16 protein-coding genes and 1 riboswitch are annotated in these 19,685 nt (G+C 49.4%); of the genes, 13 read left to right on the top strand and 3 right to left on the bottom strand.

All coding sequences use genetic code 11. From position 1 onward, the window contains the following. Positions 1 to 39: 39 nt before the first annotated feature. From ACOZB4_RS25310 to dnaI, 3 genes are all read left to right on the top strand, one after another. Positions 40 to 339: a YuiB family protein gene (locus ACOZB4_RS25310; RefSeq protein ID WP_339273692.1), complete on the top strand. Its 300-nt coding sequence runs from the start codon at positions 40 to 42 to the stop codon at positions 337 to 339. Between the two features lie 198 nt (positions 340 to 537). Beyond that, positions 538 to 2,043, top strand: coding sequence for a DnaD domain protein (locus tag ACOZB4_RS25305; RefSeq protein WP_076324833.1), 1,506 nt, complete (start codon positions 538 to 540; stop codon positions 2,041 to 2,043). A gap of 33 nt (positions 2,044 to 2,076) precedes the next feature. Next, positions 2,077 to 3,030 (top strand): primosomal protein DnaI, encoded by a 954-nt coding sequence (gene dnaI, locus ACOZB4_RS25300; RefSeq protein WP_379407311.1) that lies wholly within the window; start codon positions 2,077 to 2,079, stop codon positions 3,028 to 3,030. 117 nt (positions 3,031 to 3,147) lie between these two features. Here the strand turns inward: dnaI and ACOZB4_RS25295 are convergent, their stop codons facing one another. Beyond that, complete coding sequence (locus ACOZB4_RS25295) at positions 3,148 to 3,303, bottom strand: hypothetical protein (protein WP_006212594.1); 156 nt, start codon at positions 3,301 to 3,303, stop codon at positions 3,148 to 3,150. 251 nt (positions 3,304 to 3,554) lie between these two features. Here ACOZB4_RS25295 and trxA point away from each other — a divergent pair, with 251 nt between their 5' ends. Further along, the gene (gene trxA / locus ACOZB4_RS25290; protein ID WP_076324831.1) at positions 3,555 to 3,872 is read left to right on the top strand and encodes a thioredoxin; all 318 of its coding nucleotides are present in this window, start codon (positions 3,555 to 3,557) and stop codon (positions 3,870 to 3,872) included. 135 nt (positions 3,873 to 4,007) lie between these two features. Next, complete coding sequence (uvrC, locus tag ACOZB4_RS25285) at positions 4,008 to 6,014, top strand: excinuclease ABC subunit UvrC (RefSeq protein WP_379407310.1); 2,007 nt, start codon at positions 4,008 to 4,010, stop codon at positions 6,012 to 6,014. Here uvrC and ACOZB4_RS25280 read toward each other — a convergent pair. Continuing rightward, a complete protein-coding gene (locus ACOZB4_RS25280) occupies positions 5,986 to 7,674 on the bottom strand; it encodes a CPBP family intramembrane glutamic endopeptidase (RefSeq protein WP_379407309.1) in 1,689 nt (562 codons plus the stop codon). The two genes, uvrC and ACOZB4_RS25280, sit on opposite strands and share 29 nt — an antisense overlap. A gap of 291 nt (positions 7,675 to 7,965) precedes the next feature. Beyond that, positions 7,966 to 8,110, top strand: a riboswitch (cyclic di-AMP (ydaO/yuaA leader). 65 nt (positions 8,111 to 8,175) lie between these two features. Between ACOZB4_RS25280 and ACOZB4_RS25275 the strand changes: the two genes are divergently transcribed. Next, on the top strand, positions 8,176 to 9,516 hold the full coding sequence (locus ACOZB4_RS25275; protein ID WP_379407308.1) for a TrkH family potassium uptake protein: 1,341 nt from the start codon (positions 8,176 to 8,178) through the stop codon (positions 9,514 to 9,516). 16 nt (positions 9,517 to 9,532) lie between these two features. Further along, complete coding sequence (locus ACOZB4_RS25270) at positions 9,533 to 10,207, top strand: potassium channel family protein (RefSeq protein WP_076324827.1); 675 nt, start codon at positions 9,533 to 9,535, stop codon at positions 10,205 to 10,207. Between the two features lie 36 nt (positions 10,208 to 10,243). Here ACOZB4_RS25270 and ACOZB4_RS25265 read toward each other — a convergent pair whose 3' ends face one another. Continuing rightward, a complete protein-coding gene (locus tag ACOZB4_RS25265) occupies positions 10,244 to 11,161 on the bottom strand; it encodes a LysR family transcriptional regulator (RefSeq protein ID WP_076324826.1) in 918 nt (305 codons plus the stop codon). A gap of 261 nt (positions 11,162 to 11,422) precedes the next feature. Here ACOZB4_RS25265 and ACOZB4_RS25260 point away from each other — a divergent pair, with 261 nt between their 5' ends. The 6 genes from ACOZB4_RS25260 to ACOZB4_RS25235 all read left to right on the top strand — a co-directional run bounded on the left by ACOZB4_RS25260 (position 11,423) and on the right by ACOZB4_RS25235 (position 19,528). Beyond that, a complete protein-coding gene (locus tag ACOZB4_RS25260) occupies positions 11,423 to 12,091 on the top strand; it encodes a succinate dehydrogenase cytochrome b558 subunit (RefSeq protein WP_339267964.1) in 669 nt (222 codons plus the stop codon). 16 nt (positions 12,092 to 12,107) lie between these two features. Then, on the top strand, positions 12,108 to 13,850 hold the full coding sequence (sdhA, locus tag ACOZB4_RS25255) for a succinate dehydrogenase flavoprotein subunit (protein ID WP_076324824.1): 1,743 nt from the start codon (positions 12,108 to 12,110) through the stop codon (positions 13,848 to 13,850). Positions 13,851 to 13,869: 19 nt separating this feature from the next. Continuing rightward, the gene (gene sdhB / locus ACOZB4_RS25250; RefSeq protein WP_076324823.1) at positions 13,870 to 14,634 is read left to right on the top strand and encodes a succinate dehydrogenase iron-sulfur subunit; all 765 of its coding nucleotides are present in this window, start codon (positions 13,870 to 13,872) and stop codon (positions 14,632 to 14,634) included. Between the two features lie 116 nt (positions 14,635 to 14,750). Then, positions 14,751 to 15,551: an aminoglycoside N(3)-acetyltransferase gene (locus ACOZB4_RS25245; RefSeq protein WP_076324822.1), complete on the top strand. Its 801-nt coding sequence runs from the start codon at positions 14,751 to 14,753 to the stop codon at positions 15,549 to 15,551. A gap of 206 nt (positions 15,552 to 15,757) precedes the next feature. Further along, complete coding sequence (locus tag ACOZB4_RS25240) at positions 15,758 to 16,444, top strand: potassium channel family protein (RefSeq protein ID WP_379407307.1); 687 nt, start codon at positions 15,758 to 15,760, stop codon at positions 16,442 to 16,444. A gap of 522 nt (positions 16,445 to 16,966) precedes the next feature. Further along, complete coding sequence (locus ACOZB4_RS25235) at positions 16,967 to 19,528, top strand: sugar-binding domain-containing protein (protein WP_379407306.1); 2,562 nt, start codon at positions 16,967 to 16,969, stop codon at positions 19,526 to 19,528. The last annotated feature ends 157 nt before the right edge of the window (positions 19,529 to 19,685 follow it).

Here is a 19,685-nt window from a genome sequence, read left to right as displayed (position 1 = left end):
CTACGCGTAGGTGATAAAGAAGAGGTGAAAACAGCGATCATGCTTCAATTTATTCCTGTGCTCGTGCTGATGATTTTGTTTTTTGTCATGATGTTCGGTATCGGTTTTATCCTCAATATGTTGATGAAGACGACCTGGTTTCCTTGCTATCTGTTTGTGATTGTCATTTTGCCGGTCGTTGTATACAGCTTGTGGGATCGGGGCCAAATGTCGTTCTGGACTCACGTCGGATCATTCCAATTGGTGGATTACTTAACGGGAGTTGCAGGTCTGATTGGTGCCTACTTGAGCGGATGGACCATTAAGACATTGCGTATTAAAGGCTTTAGAATGTTTTAAGGCGCGTGGCGCAAATTGAATGTAGTGTTGATGGCGGCTCTGCAATACCCGGGGGCCGTCATTTATTATTTATGGAAGCATGCAAATGGCGGGTGCACGAATTCCAGAATTTTTGATGCGAAAGAACCGACTTCGAAACGACGGATTTATGATAGAATAGAGGAAGTCTATTTTTGGGCGACAGGGGGAGCATAAACGATGCGCATGACTAATTTTTTACATTTTACAGAGAACCACCGTTACTGCGTATACCGTGACTTCTGCTTAAGCGGCCTGGATGACAAAATGCTTGGTTCGATATATCAACCGATGGTTGGCGCGTTTGCGATCAGTCTGTACCGTCTTCTCGTATCGCATGTGCCGGTGGAGAAGGTGGGTTACTCGGCTATTGAACAGCAGCGAAGATTATTTCTGACATTAGGACTTGAGCCTAGTGAAAAAGGACGCCGCTTTCTCATTGAGCAAACCTCTAAGCTGGAAGCGGTAGGTTTACTGCAGACAAGCCGGATGTTTGTCCCGGAAACGGACGACCATATCTATGAATATGAGCTGCAAGCACCGCTCAGTCCAGCGGAGTTCTTCAACACCCAGCATCTGACGCTGCTGCTTCGCGACAAGGTGGGGAAATTCGCCGTTCTGTCGTTAAGAGAAGAGCTCTGGAGCAAGGAACCCCTTGAATGGTCCGGCATTTCCTTCAACAAGGAGAACATTTCGGTTCCCTTTTATGATATTTTTGAGCTGAACACGCATGTCATTGATTATGAACTGGAGCAAGCGCTGGAAGAGGTCGCGGTGTCACGGAAGTCAGTGGTGCCGCCAAATCCGCAAGGAGAGGGTCTGAACTATGCGGACATTATTCTCCGTTTCCCGCGTGAATCCCGCAATCGGGTCTTTGTGGAGCGTCTTCGCTACGACCATGAACAGATGGGCATTGTGAATTACGTGGTGCGCAAATATGATCTCAGCACGCAGGATTTGTGTCGCCTGCTGGATGAGGACGGCATATTTACCGAGCATGGTGAGGTCGTGCTGGATGATCTGCAGCACAAGGCCAGTCTTCACTTTAGGCAGGGAATGAAGATGCAGGAGAAGCGGCAGATTACCGCGGGCAAGGTCGTTGCCTTGCATCAGGAGATGACGGCCGATCCGGAAGAGCCAGCACAGGAGCATGCCGTAGAGATGGAATACTATGTAGAAGTTCCTGCCCAGTTCCAATCGAAATGCGATATTCACCAATATAATATGATGCTCCGGAACGAGCCTTATACCCGGCTGCTGCAGACTTTCTTTCCCGGCTCGGTCCCAGCGCAGTTCCTGGACATCTTCGAAAAGATCGACCTGAGCTATAAGCTGCCGGGTGAAGTCATCAACGTGCTCATTCATTATTTAATGTCACTCATGGCCGCAGGCGGCGAGCAGCGCATCAACCGTAATTTTGTGGAGGCCATTGCTTCCAATATGCTGCTGAAGCAGATTAACAGCTATGAGAAAGCTGTTCAGTATATACGTGATCAAGCCAAGATGAAAGGCAAGCAGAAGGCAACCACACAACGTACGCGTACATACGCTAAAGGCGGAAAGGTGAAGCCGGAAATTCCAGTGGCTCTGGAGTCCGATCAGGCGGAGGCCGTATCGGATGAGGAATTCGAAGAAATGATGCGATTTGCGGCAGAAATGCAGGCTGGCAACAAGAAGGGCGGATAAAGAAATCCTGCTGAAGAGAGGAGGGAACAAGAGATGGAGTCCCTTGGTGAACTGCTGGAAAGCATGAAAAGTCCTGCGCTCCGGCGCAGAACGGAACAGATTACGGAGGATTTGCTTAGGAATCCTCTGATTCAAGCTCTGCGGAGCGAATACCCGGAGATCGATGATCGGGTCATACGATTGAATTTAAGCAAACTGTATCAATATGCGGGGGATCAGGCCCACTGCAAGGAGTGTCCCGGCCTGAACCGGTGTCCGAATGATTTCGAGGGACATTTCAGCAAGCTGGATATCCAGCGGATGAACGGAACCGTGGAGATCTATGAGCGTAAGTCGCCGTGTTCCCTGCAGATTGCGAAGACCAATGAGGATCAGATCAAAAAACGGATTCGCAGCTTTTATGTCGATGAGCATGCCTTGAACGAAGGTTATGACAACATGGAGATTATGGCGAAGGACCGCTTGCGGGCACCGGCGGTGCACCAGGTCTTTAAATACATCCGGGATACGAAGGAGAATGGCTTGTCCCCGCGGGGCCTGTATCTCACCGGTTCGTTTGGTACGGGTAAAACCTACCTGATGGGTTACCTGATGCATGAGCTCGCGAAAGCGGGCCATTCGGGCGTTATCGTGTATATGCCTGATTTCGTGGAAGATCTGAAGACCATGATGCAGGACGGACAGAAGCTGAAGGACATGGTGGAGACGATGAAGCATTGCGATCTGCTGATCTTTGACGATATCGGAGCGGAGAATTTGAATCCGTGGGTTCGGGATCATGTCCTCGGTTCCATTCTGAATTTCCGGATGAACCGGCTGCCGACCTTCTATACGTCGAACTACCCGCTCGACGGGCTTGAACAGCATCTGAGCTTCACGAGCAAGGATGGGGAGGAGGCACACAAAGGACAGCGATTGATGAACCGAATTGCGCCTTTTGTCGATGTCGTTCATTTATTTGGTGAGAATCAGAGAGGGAAATTCTAGTATTGCAAGCAAACTTCCTATGGACAAGCTTTTCCCTTAATTGTAAAAAGTCTGATCCCGTTAGCGTGTGGAACGCGGCAGGATCAGACTTTTTATTGTGCACAAGGAGTCATCTAATTAGCCAACCAAGAACTTGATAATGACGAATCCGAAAAAGATGATGGTCATGAAACCAAACATTCCCACGAAGCCCATCATCAAATCGCCAAAGTCATTGCGTGGTTCTTCATTGATGTGCTCCCGTGGATCGTTAACGCGTACGTTTACATCCATGGTGCTTGCCTCCTCAAAAGGTGAACATGCCGTGCCAACACGAAAAACTTGACAGTCACCCGACTTGTTACTAGTAGTATACCCAATGCGCAAATCATTTGTAAAGATTGCATAAAAAACCCGTGAAATCCTCTTTCTTTAGGTGAGTATATTTCACTTTTTCCGACCGGTTGTGGTATACTAAATTCGTCGACCCATTCAACAATTATGGTCGTACTATATGTAAAATTATCCGTGAGGAGGAGAATATAATGGCTATCGTAAACGTTACCGATCAATCCTTCGTAAGTGAAGTGGAAGGTCAAGGAACGGTTGTAGTTGATTTCTGGGCGCCATGGTGCGGTCCTTGTAAAATGCTTGCCCCGATTTTGGAAGAGCTCTCCACAGATCTTGGTGATGCTGTGAAAATTGCTAAGGTGAACGTGGATGAGAATCCGGAATCCGCAGCACGTTTCGGCGTGATGAGCATTCCGACTATGATTTTCTTTAAAGACGGCCAGCCTGTCGATAAAGTGGTAGGTCTGAACTCCAAAGAAGCCTTGAAGGGCATCATTGCAAAACATCAATAAGCAGGATTGGTCATAGACTGCAATCTGCTTTCATAAAGCGCCTTCGGTGAAACCCGGAGGCGCTTTGTGTGGTTATTCATAGTGTTTGATATTTATGGTTAATACTATATAATCTCCTTGGAGAGGAGGGATAGCATGGACGATTTTTCCAAACAGCTTCAGGAGCAGGAGAGGGCGCTGGAGAATATCCGCCACAAGCTGGCATTGCTGCCGGACCAGCCCGGCTGTTACCTGATGAAGAATCATGAAGGCACGATTATTTATGTGGGCAAGGCGAAAGTGCTGAAGAATCGGGTACGCTCTTATTTTACCGGAAGCCATAACGGGAAGACCCAGATGCTTGTTTCGGAAATCCGCGATTTCGAATATATTGTGACCGGCAGCAACATGGAAGCCTTGATTCTGGAGTGTAACCTGATCAAAACCCATCAGCCGAGATTCAACGTGCTGCTGAAGGATGATAAAACCTATCCATATCTTAAAATAACGAATGAAGAGCATCCCCGTCTGGAAGTGACCAGAAGGGTGCTTAAAGATAAAGCCAAATACTTTGGCCCATACCCGAATGCGTATGCGGCACAGCAGACCAAAAAGCTGCTGGACCGGATGTATCCTTTGCGCAAATGCGGCGTCATGCCGAAAGAAGTGTGCTTGTATTATCATATGGGACAATGCTTGGCTCCATGTGTAAAGGAAATTCCAAATTCCGCATATGAACAGATTACCGGGGAGATTACGTCATTCCTGAGCGGTGGGCATGAAGAGATCAAAAAGGAACTGCAGCGCAAGATGCAGGAGGCCGCAGAGGATTTGTATTTCGAGCGTGCCAAAGAACTGCGGGATCAGATCATCCATATCGATACGCTAATGGAGAAGCAGAAGATTACGACGACGGATACGCGGGACCGCGACGTATTCGGTTATGCTGTGGATAAAGGCTGGATGTGCGTACAGATTCTGTACATGCGCCAAGGGAAAATGGTACAGCGCAACAAGTCCGTTTTTCCGTTCTACGGCGATGCGCACAGTGACTTTATGTCTTTTATTGCCCAGTATTACAGTGATAATCCTGCATTGCCGCAAGAAATTCTGCTACCTGAGCCTCTGTTAATAGGAGGCGAGGCTGATCCAGAGTCGGTTGCTGGAACGGCTGTGGATGAAGGTGTGTTAGGCCCAGAGGAAGCCGTGGATTCGGTGAGTACGCTTTCCGCAGGAACATCTGATGAGCAGCAGGCAGCCCTTGCCCAGGCCCAGGAGAAGCAGGCCGAAGCCGCTGGCATCGTGGATGCAGCCGGAGGAGCTGCCGCCCTGCAGGAATGGCTCGGCGTGAAGGTGCATGTGCCGCAGCGTGGTTTGAAGAAACAGATGGTGGGCATGGCGTCGGATAATGCAAAGGTGTCCTTAGACGAGAAATTCCGCTTGATTGAGCGTGATGAAGAACGCACCTCGGTCGCAGCAGCGAATCTGGGCGAAGTGATCGGCCTCCAATCGCTGAACCGGATCGAGGCATTTGATAACTCGAACATCCAGGGGACCAACCCGGTATCGGCCATGGTTGTATTCACCAATGGGAAACCGGACAAGAAGGAATATCGGAAATACAAGATCCGTACCGTGCTGGGACCGGACGATTATGATACGATGCGTGAAGTGATCCGGCGGCGGTATGAGCGCGTCTTGAAAGAGAATTTGCCACTTCCTGATCTGATTGTGGTCGATGGAGGGAAGGGACAGATTTCCGCCGCCAGCGATGTGTTGGAGAATGAGTTGGGGTTGTTTATCCCGGTCTGCGGGCTTGTAAAGGATGCCAAGCATAAAACAGCGCAGCTCATGGTCGGAGACCCGCCGGAGCCGGTTACGCTGCCCCGGGACAGCCAGGAGTTCTATTTGCTGCAGCGTATTCAAGATGAGGTTCACCGGTTTGCGATTTCCTTCCACCGCGAACAGCGCGGCAAATCGATGGTATCCTCCAAGCTGGATTCCATCCCGGGCATTGGTGAGAAGCGCCGGAAGCTGCTGTTGAAGCATTTTGGCTCGGTCAAAAAAATAAAAGAGGCTTCAGTCGAAGACTTCAAGCCCCTTTCAATCGGTGAGAAATTAGCAACGGAAATTCTTAAGGCACTTCGTGAGGAGGAGTCGTGACATACGGCTTCTCTTTTTTTGTTGGATTGAAACGGTAAATCGCATACGCAACAAGCGCAGGAAGCACCATGTAGAAAACACCAATCAGCAAGTTGGTGGTGTCCTTGAGCAAGATCAGGCTAATACCCATCAAGATGCTATTAAAGATGACATGGGAGAACATGGCCGCCAAATACCCATATTTCAAAAAGATGTAGCTGAACAGCAAGCCGATGATAACCAGTTCAATGGGCCGGGAAATTACAGGGTATATCGGATAAAGCGTATGCCCGAGCGCCCAGATGAGCGAGGTAATCAAACTGGCAACGAAAGTATTGCGGACGATCTTTTTCACCATTTTGATACCGAACAGTCGATAGACGGCCTCTTCGGATATGCCGGCCAGCCAGGCCATCAGCGGAAACAGCCAAGGATAGAGCATGTTATAAGGCGACTGTGTGGCATCCGTGGTGGACCATGTATTTAAGGTTAGGCCCAGAACGATAAAGATAATGGATTGGACCCCAAGCAAGATGAAAGCCCACATATATCCCAGCTTCATGCTGTCCAGTACATAATGACCGTATCCGGGTTCTTTGGCGCGCGGCCATGGATTGAGCCCGTCTTCTTTTTGCCATAGTCCGTTGCCCCCGACAAGGGAGAAATAGAGCAGGGCGGAGAATATGAGCGAATAGACCGCATAGAAAATCATCATCCCGACTATACCGGTTTGCGACATCCCCTCGGATTTGAAAACGGGAATCAGATTATACGTATTTAGCATCTGAATGATAAACAGCAGCACCGCTAGGAACAGGCCGCGCTTAAACGACGTATAGGCTCTGGTCTTTACGCTGTACACAATGGCAAGAATGCCAAGGATGAGGGTGAACAGGCCATACCCTGCGAGTGTCAGCAGCGTTGCATCCTGAGTCTGCTTGTTGACATAGGCGGAATGGGCGGACGGGACTGAGAAGGATGGATCATAGGAGCGTAATTTCCCATGTTCGAAGGTGAAACGGTGCTCCAATCGGGAATCGCCAATCTTGGATTCCGGGTCCACATATCGGAGCCGGGGTTCCCCTTCCCGTGTAACCAGCTCAAGGCGCGACAGGTCATAGCCCGCTCGCTGGAGCCAAGGTTCCGCGAGCGTTTGCTTCTCGGCTAATGACATGCCATCCTCGACGACAAGCAGCATCTGCCTTTGTACATCGCCCTTGTTCAGCTCAATCCGGTCATAGCTGGAGCGGGCGTAATCGTACGAGAAGCCGACGATGCCTGAATTTTGCATGTGCACGTCCACATTGAGGGCATCCCCTCCCGGCTCGCTGAAGCGAACGCGGTATACGTCATAGGGATATTTGGCTTCATAGGTTTTGTTGTATTCCGAAAGTTTCTTTTCCTTCGCCAGATATCCGTAAAGTTCCGATTTGGATTGATATGTAACCAATGTGTCATCCGTTTTTGCAGCCTTAAACTGCAAATGCTCCTGAGCAAAGCTTGAAGCCGCTTGCCGAGCCTGCTCCTTGGATATGATATTCGGAGATGCCATCTCGGTAGAATCCGGATTCGTCGACGGAAACACCTGAAATAATAGGAACAGAATCAGGCCGACTGCGGCAGGCGCGATGAGCTGTTTCAGATTGGGCTTCAGCTTCAAGGGCTCTCTTGCACGATTCATGAAATTCCTCCTCTAGGAAAGTTGATACTCCCACTGGTATTCGATATGCCTGATTAAGTACGCATAGAGTCAATATAACATAGTTATGAAAGTCATAAGCAGCTTATCCCAATATCCGGAATAATGAAACAAATCGATGAAAATGAATGAAAGGTTTCGAAAACGTTAGAGAACCCCATGCTTGTATTCTTGAATATGCCCAATTCGCGCTCTTTTAAAGATTTTTTGGGTGAAAAACGGCATTGGGTTACGTACCAGATTGCGTTATAATCACATCATGCTTCAAGGAACCGAATATTCCAGCCGAATTTCGTACTGAAAATGGGGGAACCATGTAATTGGGGTGAATTTCATTATTCCTAGAATAATGAATAGGGCGACCTGTGGAAATGCCCGAATCCGTCAGCTAACCTCGTAGGCTGCAGCACAGGAACCAGACCGTAAAGGGCACTGCGTTTTCCAGTGTCTTTTTTTCTTGATTTTTTTTAAGAAGGTGACCGATTGAACTCTAAATTTAACTGGCTCAGGTTGTCTCCGCCGCAGATTCTCGTGCTTGGTTTTGCGGCTATTATCTTCATCGGGACGGCGCTGTTAATGCTGCCGATTTCCACAAGTACAGGTGAACCGCTTGAATTTATCGATGCCTTGTTCACTTCGACATCGGCAACATGTGTAACGGGTCTGGTTGTGGTGGATACAGGAACGACATTCAGTTCCTTCGGCCAAGTCGTGATTATGCTGCTGATTCAGATCGGCGGGCTCGGATTCATGACGATGGCTACTTTATTTGCCTTGGCTCTGAAAAGACGCATATCGCTCAAGGATCGTCTCATTCTGCAAGAAGCGATGAATCAGTCCTCGATGGAAGGAATCGTAAGGCTGATTCGCAGAGTTTTGTTGTACTCCCTCATCATCGAGGCCTGTGGTGCCATCATTCTATCGATCCGCTGGGCGTTTGATATGCCGATCGGCCAGGCGATTTATTATGGCGTTTTTCATGCAGTCACGATGTTTAACAACGCCGGTTTTGATTTGTTTGGTGATTTTCGGAGTTTGACTGGGTATGTCTACGATCCTGTAGTCAACATAGTCGTGATGTTTTTGATTGTCTCAGGTGGGATTGGTTTTATCGTATTATCCGATCTGATTGATTTCCGAAAACAGCGGAGACTTTCCTTGCACTCCAAAGTGGTGCTCACCATGACGGCTACCTTGCTGCTGGTTGGATTTATCGTCATTCTTATATTTGAATTCACCAATCCGAGGACGCTCGGCTCTCTGAATTGGGGCGGAAAATTCTTCGGTGCGTTATTCCAGTCCGTAACGCCGCGTACAGCTGGCGCGAATACTATAGATATTACGGGGCTTCGACAGGCCACGCAATTTTTTATCGTGATTCTGATGTTTATCGGAGCATCCCCAGGGTCAACCGGTGGCGGTATCAAAACAACAACCTTCACCATTATGGTGGGGGCGGTTATCGCCATGATGCGCGGGCGTGAAGACATCGTCATGTTCCGTTATCGCCTGGCCCAGGAGCGGGTGCTGAAGGCACTGACCATTGCATTACTGGCACTGCTGCTCGTTCTAATCGTATCGATGATTCTGTCAACGACAGAGGAAGGGAGCTTCCTGGAGATCCTATTCGAAACGACATCCGCCTTCGGTACGGTGGGTCTCTCCATGGGTTTAACGCCTGAACTGACGGGATTCGGGAAGATTTTGATCAGTATTACGATGTTTGCAGGGCGATTGGGGCCTTTGACGCTTGCTTATGCACTGGGGCCAAAAAAGGGTAAAGAATTATATCGTCATCCGGAAGGCAAAATGATTATTGGATAAGGAGTACAGGAGAGACATGAAACCAAAGCAATTTGCAATCATCGGTTTGGGACGATTTGGCGCCAGCCTGGCGCTTGAACTGATGGAACAGGGATATGAGGTGCTCGGCATCGACCGCAGTGAAGAGGTTGTCGAGGATATGAGCGAGCTGCTGACGCACACGGTGGTGGCGGATGCTACGGACGAAGAGGTGCTTAAATCGCTCGGTATCCGCAACTTCGACTGCGGGATTGTGGCGATCGGGAACGATATTCAGATGAGCATCTTATCCGCCATCTTGTTAAAAGAGCTTGGTGTCGCCATGGTCGTTGCTAAGGCGATTTCGGTGCTGCACGGCCGGGCGCTGGAGAAGCTGGGCGTGGACCGGGTGATCTTTCCGGAAAGGGATATGGGGATCCGGGTAGCTCACCAGCTTGTCACGCCCAACCTGCTCGACTATATCGAATTATCCAAGGACTATCTGATTGTGGAGATGACGGTCACGGACTGCATGGACGGAAAAACGCTTAGCGAGCTCAATACGAGGGTTCGCTACGGTGTCAGCGTGGTGGCCCTGAATAAACAATCCGGCATCATCGTAGCGCCAACAGCCATGGATGTGGTGAACTCTGGCGACATTATGGTCGTTATCGGCTCCAATGATAATGTGGATCTCTTTGAGTCTGAGGTCGTGAATATGCTCGAAAAATAAATAAAGAAGAAAAAAACCTGACGACCCTATATACCGTCAGGTTTTCTTCGTTTTATCCTCCTCCAGCTTACGGAACAGGATTTCCGTTTCGTCAATCCAGCGGCTGGCTGCCTTGCTCAGCTCCGAGGCTTGGCCGTAGATCAGCGAAGTTGTTCGCCGGGTTTCAATGAGTGCCGGAATATGAATGTCGACAAGCCCGTTATCGGACAACAGCTGCGGTCTCAGATAGGATTTGGGCAGAAGCGCGGCTGCCTTGCAGGTCGGGATGAGCCTGACGATCGCTTCGAAGGAATCGATCTCCATCCGAATATCCGGCATAATGCCCCAGCGGTGGAACAGGTCATCCGTCAACTTGCGGTACCAAGTGCCGGTTGAGAAAATGATCATCGGCAAGCCTTGAAGCTGCTCGATGCCGACATCCTCGATCTCCGCCAGCGGGTGTGAAGACGGGATGACAAGCTCCAGATGGTCATCAAACAGCGGAATACAGTTTAAGCCGGGCTGGTTGATGGAGGAGGCGACAATGCCGACATCGACCCGTTTATCTCTTACATAAGAAACGATCTCATGGGTCTTGCCGGTGATCAGCTTGATTTCGGCCGCGGGATGACGCTCCATGAATGCGTTAACGAGCGGGGGCAAGGTGGTCTGCAGTGTGGTTAGGCTGGCCCCCAGGTTGATCGAGATCTGATCCCCCTCCCGGTAATGGGCCAACGTCTGCATGAATTTGATCTGCTGTTGGCGCTGCTCCAGGGCAAAGGTGTACACAATCTGTCCGATGGAGGTAAGCTCCAGCCGTTTGCCGCGGCGGTTGAACAGCTGCAGCCCGAGCTGGTCCTCCAGCTTGGCTATTTTCCTGGACAGGGCTGGCTGTGACAAGTTAAGCAGCTTGGAGGCTTGGTTTATGCTGGATTGCTCTACAACGACGGCGAACATGTCCAGTTCTTCAAACATGGAATTCCTCCTATATAAAATAGACATATGTGCAAAACATTGCTTATGCGTATAGATTATAACGATTAATAATTATATTGCAATTCCATTATAAGAAAAAAAGGAGTAACATGAAACATGACACAAGTTGTTCACACGATTGCCGAAATAGGCAGCTTTTTGTCGTTGCAACGGTTTTAGGACAGGGTAAGTGTAATTGTTCTGGAAATAGGAAAGATTGAAAATGAAAACGCTGCACATTGGAAAGGGGAACGTCGACTGATGAAAGGGTATTATTCCAGAAAGCTGCATTCTTTGCTCGGTGTCATACCGCTTGGAGCATTTTTGCTCAGCCATATGATTTCCAACTATAAGGCTTTCGAGGGTGGAAAGGAAGGCTTTGCAAGCGCGGTCCATTTTTTGAACAGCATGCCGCTGATATTTTTCCTCGAGCTGTTCCTGATCTGGCTGCCACTGCTATATCACGGTGTCTACGGGTTATACATTGCTTACCAGGCAAATAACAACGTGGGCAATTTCAACTATGAACGGAACATCCGTTTCACCGTCCAACGGATCACCGGTGTTATTACGTTCGTTTTTGTTATCTGGCATATGTACGATACGCGTTTCCAAATCATGATCGGCAAAATCACGCATGACGATTTGGGCGCGACCATGCATGGCATCATGAACAATCCGATTCTGTTTACTCTGTACGTCATCGGCGTTGTGTCGGCAGTCTTCCACTTCACAAACGGCCTGTGGGCGTTCCTCGTTAGCTGGGGCATCACCGTCGGTCCGCGCGCGCAGAAGGTATCCACATACATCTGCATGGGCTTGTTCGTATTGATGAGCGTGTTGTTCGTTCTGGCTATGACAGCATTCCGCAGTTCCGAATTCGAGGCGGCGACAGCAATGATCGATGTAGTTAAGACAGTCTTAAGTTAAGGGGAGTGAACGAAAAATGGCATCTAATATTATTGTAGTGGGTGGCGGCCTCGCCGGGCTGATGGCAACCATCAAAGCGGCAGAAGCAGGAGCTCACGTTCATCTATTCTCACTTGTACCTGTTAAACGCTCTCACTCCGTGTGCGCGCAAGGCGGCATCAATGGAGCCGTGAATACGAAAGGTGAGGGTGACTCTCCTTGGGAGCACTTTGACGATACGGTATACGGCGGCGACTTCCTTGCGAATCAGCCTCCGGTCAAAGCGATGTGTGAAGCGGCTCCGGGCATTATCCACTTGATGGACCGCATGGGCGTTATGTTTAACCGTACGCCGGAAGGTCTGCTCGATTTCCGCCGTTTCGGCGGAACGAAGCGTCACCGGACGGCATTCGCCGGCGCAACGACCGGACAGCAACTGCTCTATGCGCTTGACGAGCAGGTTCGCCGCTGGGAAACTGCGGGTCTTGTGACCAAGTACGAGAACTGGGAGTTCCTGAATGCGATCATCGATGACGAAGGCGTATGCCGCGGTATCGCTGCCCAGGATCTGCGCTCGATGGAGATTAAGGCGTTCAAAGCTGAAGCCGTTATACTCGCAAGCGGTGGTCCTGGTATTATTTTCGGAAAAACGACCAATTCGGTGATCAACACGGGAACAGCGGCCAGTGCCGTTTATCAGCAAGGCGTGCATTATGCGAACGGCGAGTTTATCCAGATTCACCCGACAGCCATTCCAGGCGATGACAAGCTCCGCTTGATGTCGGAATCGGCACGTGGTGAAGGCGGACGGATCTGGACCTATAAAGACGGCAAGCCGTGGTATTTCCTCGAAGAGAAATACCCTGCTTACGGAAACCTGGTGCCGCGTGACATTGCTACGCGTGAAATCTTCTCCGTCTGCGTCGATATGGGACTTGGGATCAATGGCGAGAACATGGTCTACCTGGACCTCTCCCATAAAGATCCGAAAGAGCTGGACGTAAAGCTTGGCGGTATCATCGAGATCTATGAGAAATTCATGGGCGACGATCCGCGTAAAATCCCGATGAAGATCTTCCCGGCAGTCCATTATTCCATGGGCGGCATGTGGGTCGATTACAACCAAATGACGAACATTCCCGGGCTGTTTGCAGCCGGAGAATGCGAGTATCAATATCACGGTGCGAACCGTTTGGGAGCGAACTCCCTGGTCTCCGCCATTTACGGCGGTATGGTGGCCGGACCGAAAGCGATTGAATATGTCAAAGGCTTGAAGAAGTCCGCTGAGGATGTTTCCTCCACCGTATTTGACCGCGTAGCGAAAGAGCAAACGACTAAGTATGAAGGCCTGCTCAAGATGGAAGGAACCGAGAATGCTTATGTGATCCATAAAGAGCTCGGCGAATGGATGACCAACAACATGACGGTGGTTCGCTACAACGACAAGCTTGAAGCTACCATCGGCAAAATCAAGGAATTGAAGCAGCGTTACCGCAATATCAATATGACGGATACCTCCCGCTGGAACAACCAGGGCGTGGCGTTCACACGCCAGCTGTGGAACATGCTGGAGTTGTCCGAGGCCATGACGCTGGGTGCACTTCTCCGTAACGAAAGCCGGGGCGCTCACTACAAGCCGGATTTCCCTGATCGTAACGATGAAGAGTTCCTCAAGACAACCAAAGCAACCTGGACGCCTGATGGACCACAGATTTCATACGAAGAAGTGGATGTTTCCTTAATCCCACCGCGTATTCGCGACTATTCGAAAGACAAGTAAGAAGGAAGGGGGATTTACGATGTCTCAAACGGCAGCCGCCTCAAAGAGCGTTAAGTTTATCATTACACGTCAGGACAATCCGGAGACGAAATCCTATACTGAGGAATTCGAAATTCCGTACCGTCCCGGCATGAACGTCATTAGTGCGCTGATGGAAATTCAGCGCAATCCCAAAAATGCACAGGGCCAAACCACCGCACCAGTATGCTGGGACTCCAACTGCCTTGAAGAAGTGTGCGGAGCTTGCTCCATGGTCATTAACGGCAAGCCGCGCCAAGCGTGTGCGGCATTGATCGATAAGCTGGAACAGCCGATCCGGATTCAGCCGATGAAGACGTTCCCGGTTGTAAGAGACTTGGTTATCGACCGCAGTCGTATGTTCACGGCCCTCAAGCGCGTGAAGGCGTGGATTCCGATCGATGGCACCTACGACCTTGGCCCCGGACCTAAAATGGCGGAGAAGAAGCGTCAGTGGGCTTACGAGCTGTCCAAATGTATGACATGCGGTGTATGTCTTGAGGCTTGCCCGAACGTCAACGAAAAAACAGACTTTATCGGACCAGCTGCCATTTCCCAAGTTCGCTTGTTCAATGCTCACCCGACAGGTGAGATGAACAAGGAAGAGCGTCTGGAAGCGCTGATGCAGGACGGAGGCATCGAGGGCTGCGGCAACTCGCAGAACTGCGTGCGTTCTTGTCCGAAGGGCATTCCGCTGACTACGTCGATTGCGGAAATGAACAAGGACACAACCAAACATCTGTTTAAGCGCTGGCTTGGCGTTTAATCGGTTTAGCTTCAACACCAAGGCGTCTGACCGGGGCATGGCTTCGGGCAGGCGCTTTTTTTGTTGTATGATATAAAACATGTGTTTATTAGGATATTGAAATGGAGATGAGTCACTTGATCATCGAAAAACCGATTACGATAAAGGATATAAGCGATGACCTGCTCGCTCTTGGCGTACGGAAGGGAATGACCCTGCTCGTCCATTCCTCGCTCAAAAGCGTGGGCGGATGGATTGTCGGTGGTCCGGAGGCGGTTATACTGGCCCTGGAAGACGTACTGGGTGATGAAGGGACACTGGTGATGCCAACGCAGTCTGCGAACTTAACCGATCCGAAGACATGGGGAAACCCTCCGGCCGACCCAAAATGGTGGGATTTGATCCGCGAGAGCATGCCTCCCTATGACCCAGATCTGACCGTTACATCAGGGATGGGGATCATTCCGGAAGTGTTCCGTAAACAAGAAGGGGTCATCCGAAGCCGTCATCCGCATGTTTCGTTTGCAGCACGCGGCAGGGATGCAAAGGCACTTATGCAATCCCATCCGCTCGATCATAGCTTGGGCGAAGCCTCACCGCTGGCACGCTTATATGAAGCGGGTGCTTACGTGCTTATGCTGGGTAGTGGCTATGGCAATAATACTTCCTTCCACCTTAGCGAATACCGCACGGATTGGGCAGGCAAGAAGGTGGTAACCGCCCACGCGCCAGTACGCAGGATGCAGGGAATAACAAAGTGGGAGGCATTCCAGGATATCAACTATCATTCCGACGATTTTGAAGCGATTGGAGCCTCGTTTGAAGCGCAATGTCCCGATGCATATAAGCATGGCCGTGTAGGAAAGGCAGACTGTGTGTTGGCAGAACAGCGGGCGATGGTGGATCATGCTGCGCAGTGGTTGGAGAAGAACCGTTAGATCTAAAGCAGTTGGACGGCTTTCGTTCGACTCGCTTTTTTGTCGCTATTTTTAACAAAAGATCAGGTTGAGATGAATGTAGTTTAAAGCGAGCAGGGGCCGACTACCAGCGACCTTCAGGTGCATAAATACCGTTACGAGGGTAATAAAGACGTAATGGTGCGGGCTGCCGTTTGAGGGCCACAAGCCAAAGGAGGGACTTGAAGATGTCATGGTGGATGTGGCTGCTCAATTTGACGGGCTTCCTGCTGTTGATTTATTTGTTCTACAGTATGGACAAGAAGTGGTCCAGCAGGCCTTTGCTGCTTGCTCCACTGCTCATTTATGTCCTGGTATCGGTTGAAGATTTGCTGGGGTGGATCGATCTGATGAACGTGGTGCCCGGTGAAGGCGGCATGCGCACTCTGATCCTGCTGTTTGCATTATGCTCCGTTATTTTTTATGTGCTGTATATATTCGATAGAATTGCAGACTCCGTCAATCAGCATGTTGATATGAAAACAACTTTGGTTCGGATTAGCATGGCGGCGGGGATGTGCATTTTGTTTTTCACGATGGTGTATATGTCGATCTATAAGCTGTTCGGAGGCATTTCCTTCGAAGGCGAGAATATCGGCCAGGATTTGCTAAGCCAGTTCATTAGCTTCCTGTATTTCAGTATGGCGACGTTTGTCACGGTCGGATATGGCGATATAGCCCCAGTCGATAACACGTCCCGGCTTGTCGTGGTGATGGAGATTGCCTTCAGTTTCATTACCGTTGCGTATGCGCTGTCCATGCTGGGGACGCTGCGTCGGATCTTTAAGCCCGGCGATGACGGCTTGGAGATGGATGACAGTGAAGAGAAGTCGAAGGCCAATAAACCGCATCGGAGAAAGCATTCATCCATGTAAAAAAGGCGCACCATTATCGGTGCGTCTTTTTATGTGCGACGGGCAGTCGTAACTTTAGCGAGTTAATCGCTACAAATAATCTGTTAAAAGCAGCGGTTACGCTACCTTAGGTAAGAACGAACCGAGAGCTTGGAAGGATGTTTTCTAGAGGGTGAGAGTCTCTCCTCAAGCACTCTGGCGCGACTTGAGAAACTTAATCTAGGGTAAGAATCGCGAGTGACGAACAACGGTGGCTTATCAAGTGAAGGTTGGCACAGTATGAAGCGGACTCTTGCAGAAGCTCCGAACAAAGCCTATGTTCCATCGGAACGGGATCGATAGGAGCATTACATAAACTTTTAAAAGCGATTAAAAAACACTGCGGAAAATTGCAACTATGAACCTAATTTTACAAATACATTCCACCCGTTTCCTTGTAAAATATTCTTTACAGGAAGGGGGGAATGGATGTAGCCAAAGGATGAGCGTCATGTTACTGCCATTGCACGTCAAATCAAGAATCAGGAAAGGAAGCTGAAACATATGAGAAGACGTACTGTTTCACTTATGATGACCTTGATCATGATCTTGCAGGTTTTCGGCGTGTCCACGGTTTTTGCAGGGGAAGGTCAACCAAGCGATAGTTCGGAAAGCCAAGGTTTAAAAGCGGAGTATTACATTAGCTCAGGAAGAGGACAATTTGATTTCAAAGAGCTGAAGATGACAACGGTCGATGCCAATATTGATTTTGATGATATCACACCGCTCTTAAAAGCGCTTACAGGACAGGATGAATATAATACGGTCCGTTGGACAGGGCAACTGGCGGCACCGATGACGGATGATTACAAGTTCTATATTAAGGGAGACAACGGATTCCGCTTATGGGTGGATGATAAGCTGGCCATCGACCATTGGGTGAATGATTGGGACAACGAGCAGACGAGTGCCTCCATTCATTTGGAAGCTGGCAAGAAGGTTAGCTTTAAATTAGAGTATTTTCAGGACTATGGCGGGGCATACATTCAATTGAAATGGTCCAACTCCACATTACAGAAGCAAGCGGTACCTGAAGAGGTATTTGCATTGCCAGCGGGGTATGTGAACCACAGTCCGAAACAAAGTATAATTCTGCAAGACGGCTTGCAAGCTGAGCTGCAGTTCAACAGTAAGTTGCAGGCGGTTCCTAAGGCGGCAGCGAAGCACTTCACGATAATCGCAGGTCGTCGCAGTCATATTCCGACGAGTGCCACCTTGAAATCAGATGACCCGTCTGTTCTTCAATTGAAGTGGGATGTTCCCATTTATAAGCCGGATAAATCCATCATCGTGACTTATGACGGGCAAGGCAAAATTAAGAAAGCGGACGGTCAGCCTTTATCCGCGTTCGTCGGGACGAAGGTAACGAATCACTCTGAATTTTTAATTAAATCCCCTTGGGCAGATGAAGTGGACAAAAACAATGTATTGCCTGAATATCCGCGTCCGCAGTTGGTTCGTGACCAGTGGCTTAATCTGAACGGTGAATGGGAGTTTGAGAGCGGCAGCAAGCAAACGGCGCTTCCAACGGGTAAGACGTTAAGTGAAAAAATCCTTGTGCCATTCGCCGTCGAGTCTCAACTCTCGGGACTTGAGCGACAGGAAGACAAGATGTGGTACAAACGTCAATTTACGCTGCCATCCGATTGGGATGGCAAGCAGGTCCAGCTTCACTTCGGTGCGGTTGATTTTGAAGCAACTGTATATGTTAATGGACACGAAGTTGGAAAACACCGCGGTGGATACACAGGGTTTAGCTTCGATATTACGGAGCAACTCGTGGCCGGCGAGAATGAATTAATCGTATATGTCAGTGATCCGACGGATGAAGGCGGATACACGATTGGCAAACAACGAAACAATCCAAGCGGCATCTGGTACACCTCAGTGTCCGGAATTTGGCAAACGGTATGGTTGGAACCAGTGGCTCCTGCGTCCGTTGATAAATTGGATATGACGCCAGATCTTGTGAGCAATTCCCTGAAATTGAAGGTAACCGGAAGTGAAGGGGTTACAGATGAAGCGGTTGAAGCTATTGTTTTGGAGGACGGGAAGGAAGTAGCCCGTGCGACCGGAGCTGTCGGTGAGGAATTTTCCATTCCGATCCCGAATCCGAAACTGTGGTGGCCGGATGATCCGTTCTTGTATGATCTGAAGGTGAACTTGGTGAAAGGGACTACGAAAGTTGACGAAGTATCCAGCTATTTCGGTATGCGGGAAGTGACGCTGGGCAAAGTTGACGGCATCACGCGTCCGCTGATTAATGGCAAGTTTATTTTCCAAATAGGGCCGCTGGATCAAGGCTATTGGCCAGATGGGTTATACACAGCGCCAACCGATGAGGCCATGAAGTTCGATATTGAAGCCGTGAAACGGCTGGGCATGAATATGATCCGGAAGCATATGAAAGTGGAGTCGGATCGCTGGTATTATTGGGCCGATAAGCTGGGTGTTGTCGTATGGCAGGACCAGGTGAGCAAATTTGGCGACTCGGAAGACAACCGCGCCCACTTAGAGAAGGAATTCCAAGAAATGATTGACCAGTTCCGCAATCATCCTTCAATCGTCGTCTGGACGGTGTTCAATGAGGGTTGGGGGCAGTATGATACGGAGCGATTAACCAATTGGGCGATGAATTACGATCCGACACGTCTCATTAATAATGCGAGCGGTTGGACGGATAAGAACGTGGGCCATTTCATCGATGCGCATAATTATCCGTCACCGACGATGCCGCAGCCAACAGATACACGGGCAGCCGTGCTTGGAGAATATGGGGGACTGGGTCTGAAAGTGCCTGGACATGAATGGAATTCCAATGTATTCAATTATGAGGAGCAGGAGAGTGTAGCAAAACTGACCAATCGCTATATCAGCTTCATTAAGCAGCTGGAAGAGCTGAAGGAATCAGGTCTTAGCGCTGCGGTGTATACCCAAATCACCGACGTTGAAATGGAGATCAACGGCTTGCTCTCTTATGACCGTAAGGTGGAGAAAGCGGATTTCAAACGTCTTGCGCAATCTCATAAAAAATTAATCGGTACCCCGAAGATACAAAATCCATAATGCTGTGCGATGGAATCATGGCTATTCATGCATGATTCCATCTTTTTGGTCAATTTGGTTTTGATTGCAGAAATAAGGGATCTCATGTCAGCCACTGGAAAGAATCCCCGTACGCTGTTTTAGGGTTGCCGCAAAGTATTTAGAATAAGCATCGAAG

It is taken from the genome of Paenibacillus sp. NPDC058898 (genome assembly GCF_049316025.1).
Classification (GTDB): domain Bacteria; phylum Bacillota; class Bacilli; order Paenibacillales; family Paenibacillaceae; genus Paenibacillus_AQ.
The sequence above is the reverse complement of the archived record's forward strand: the minus strand, read 5'-3'. Positions and strand labels throughout refer to the sequence as shown.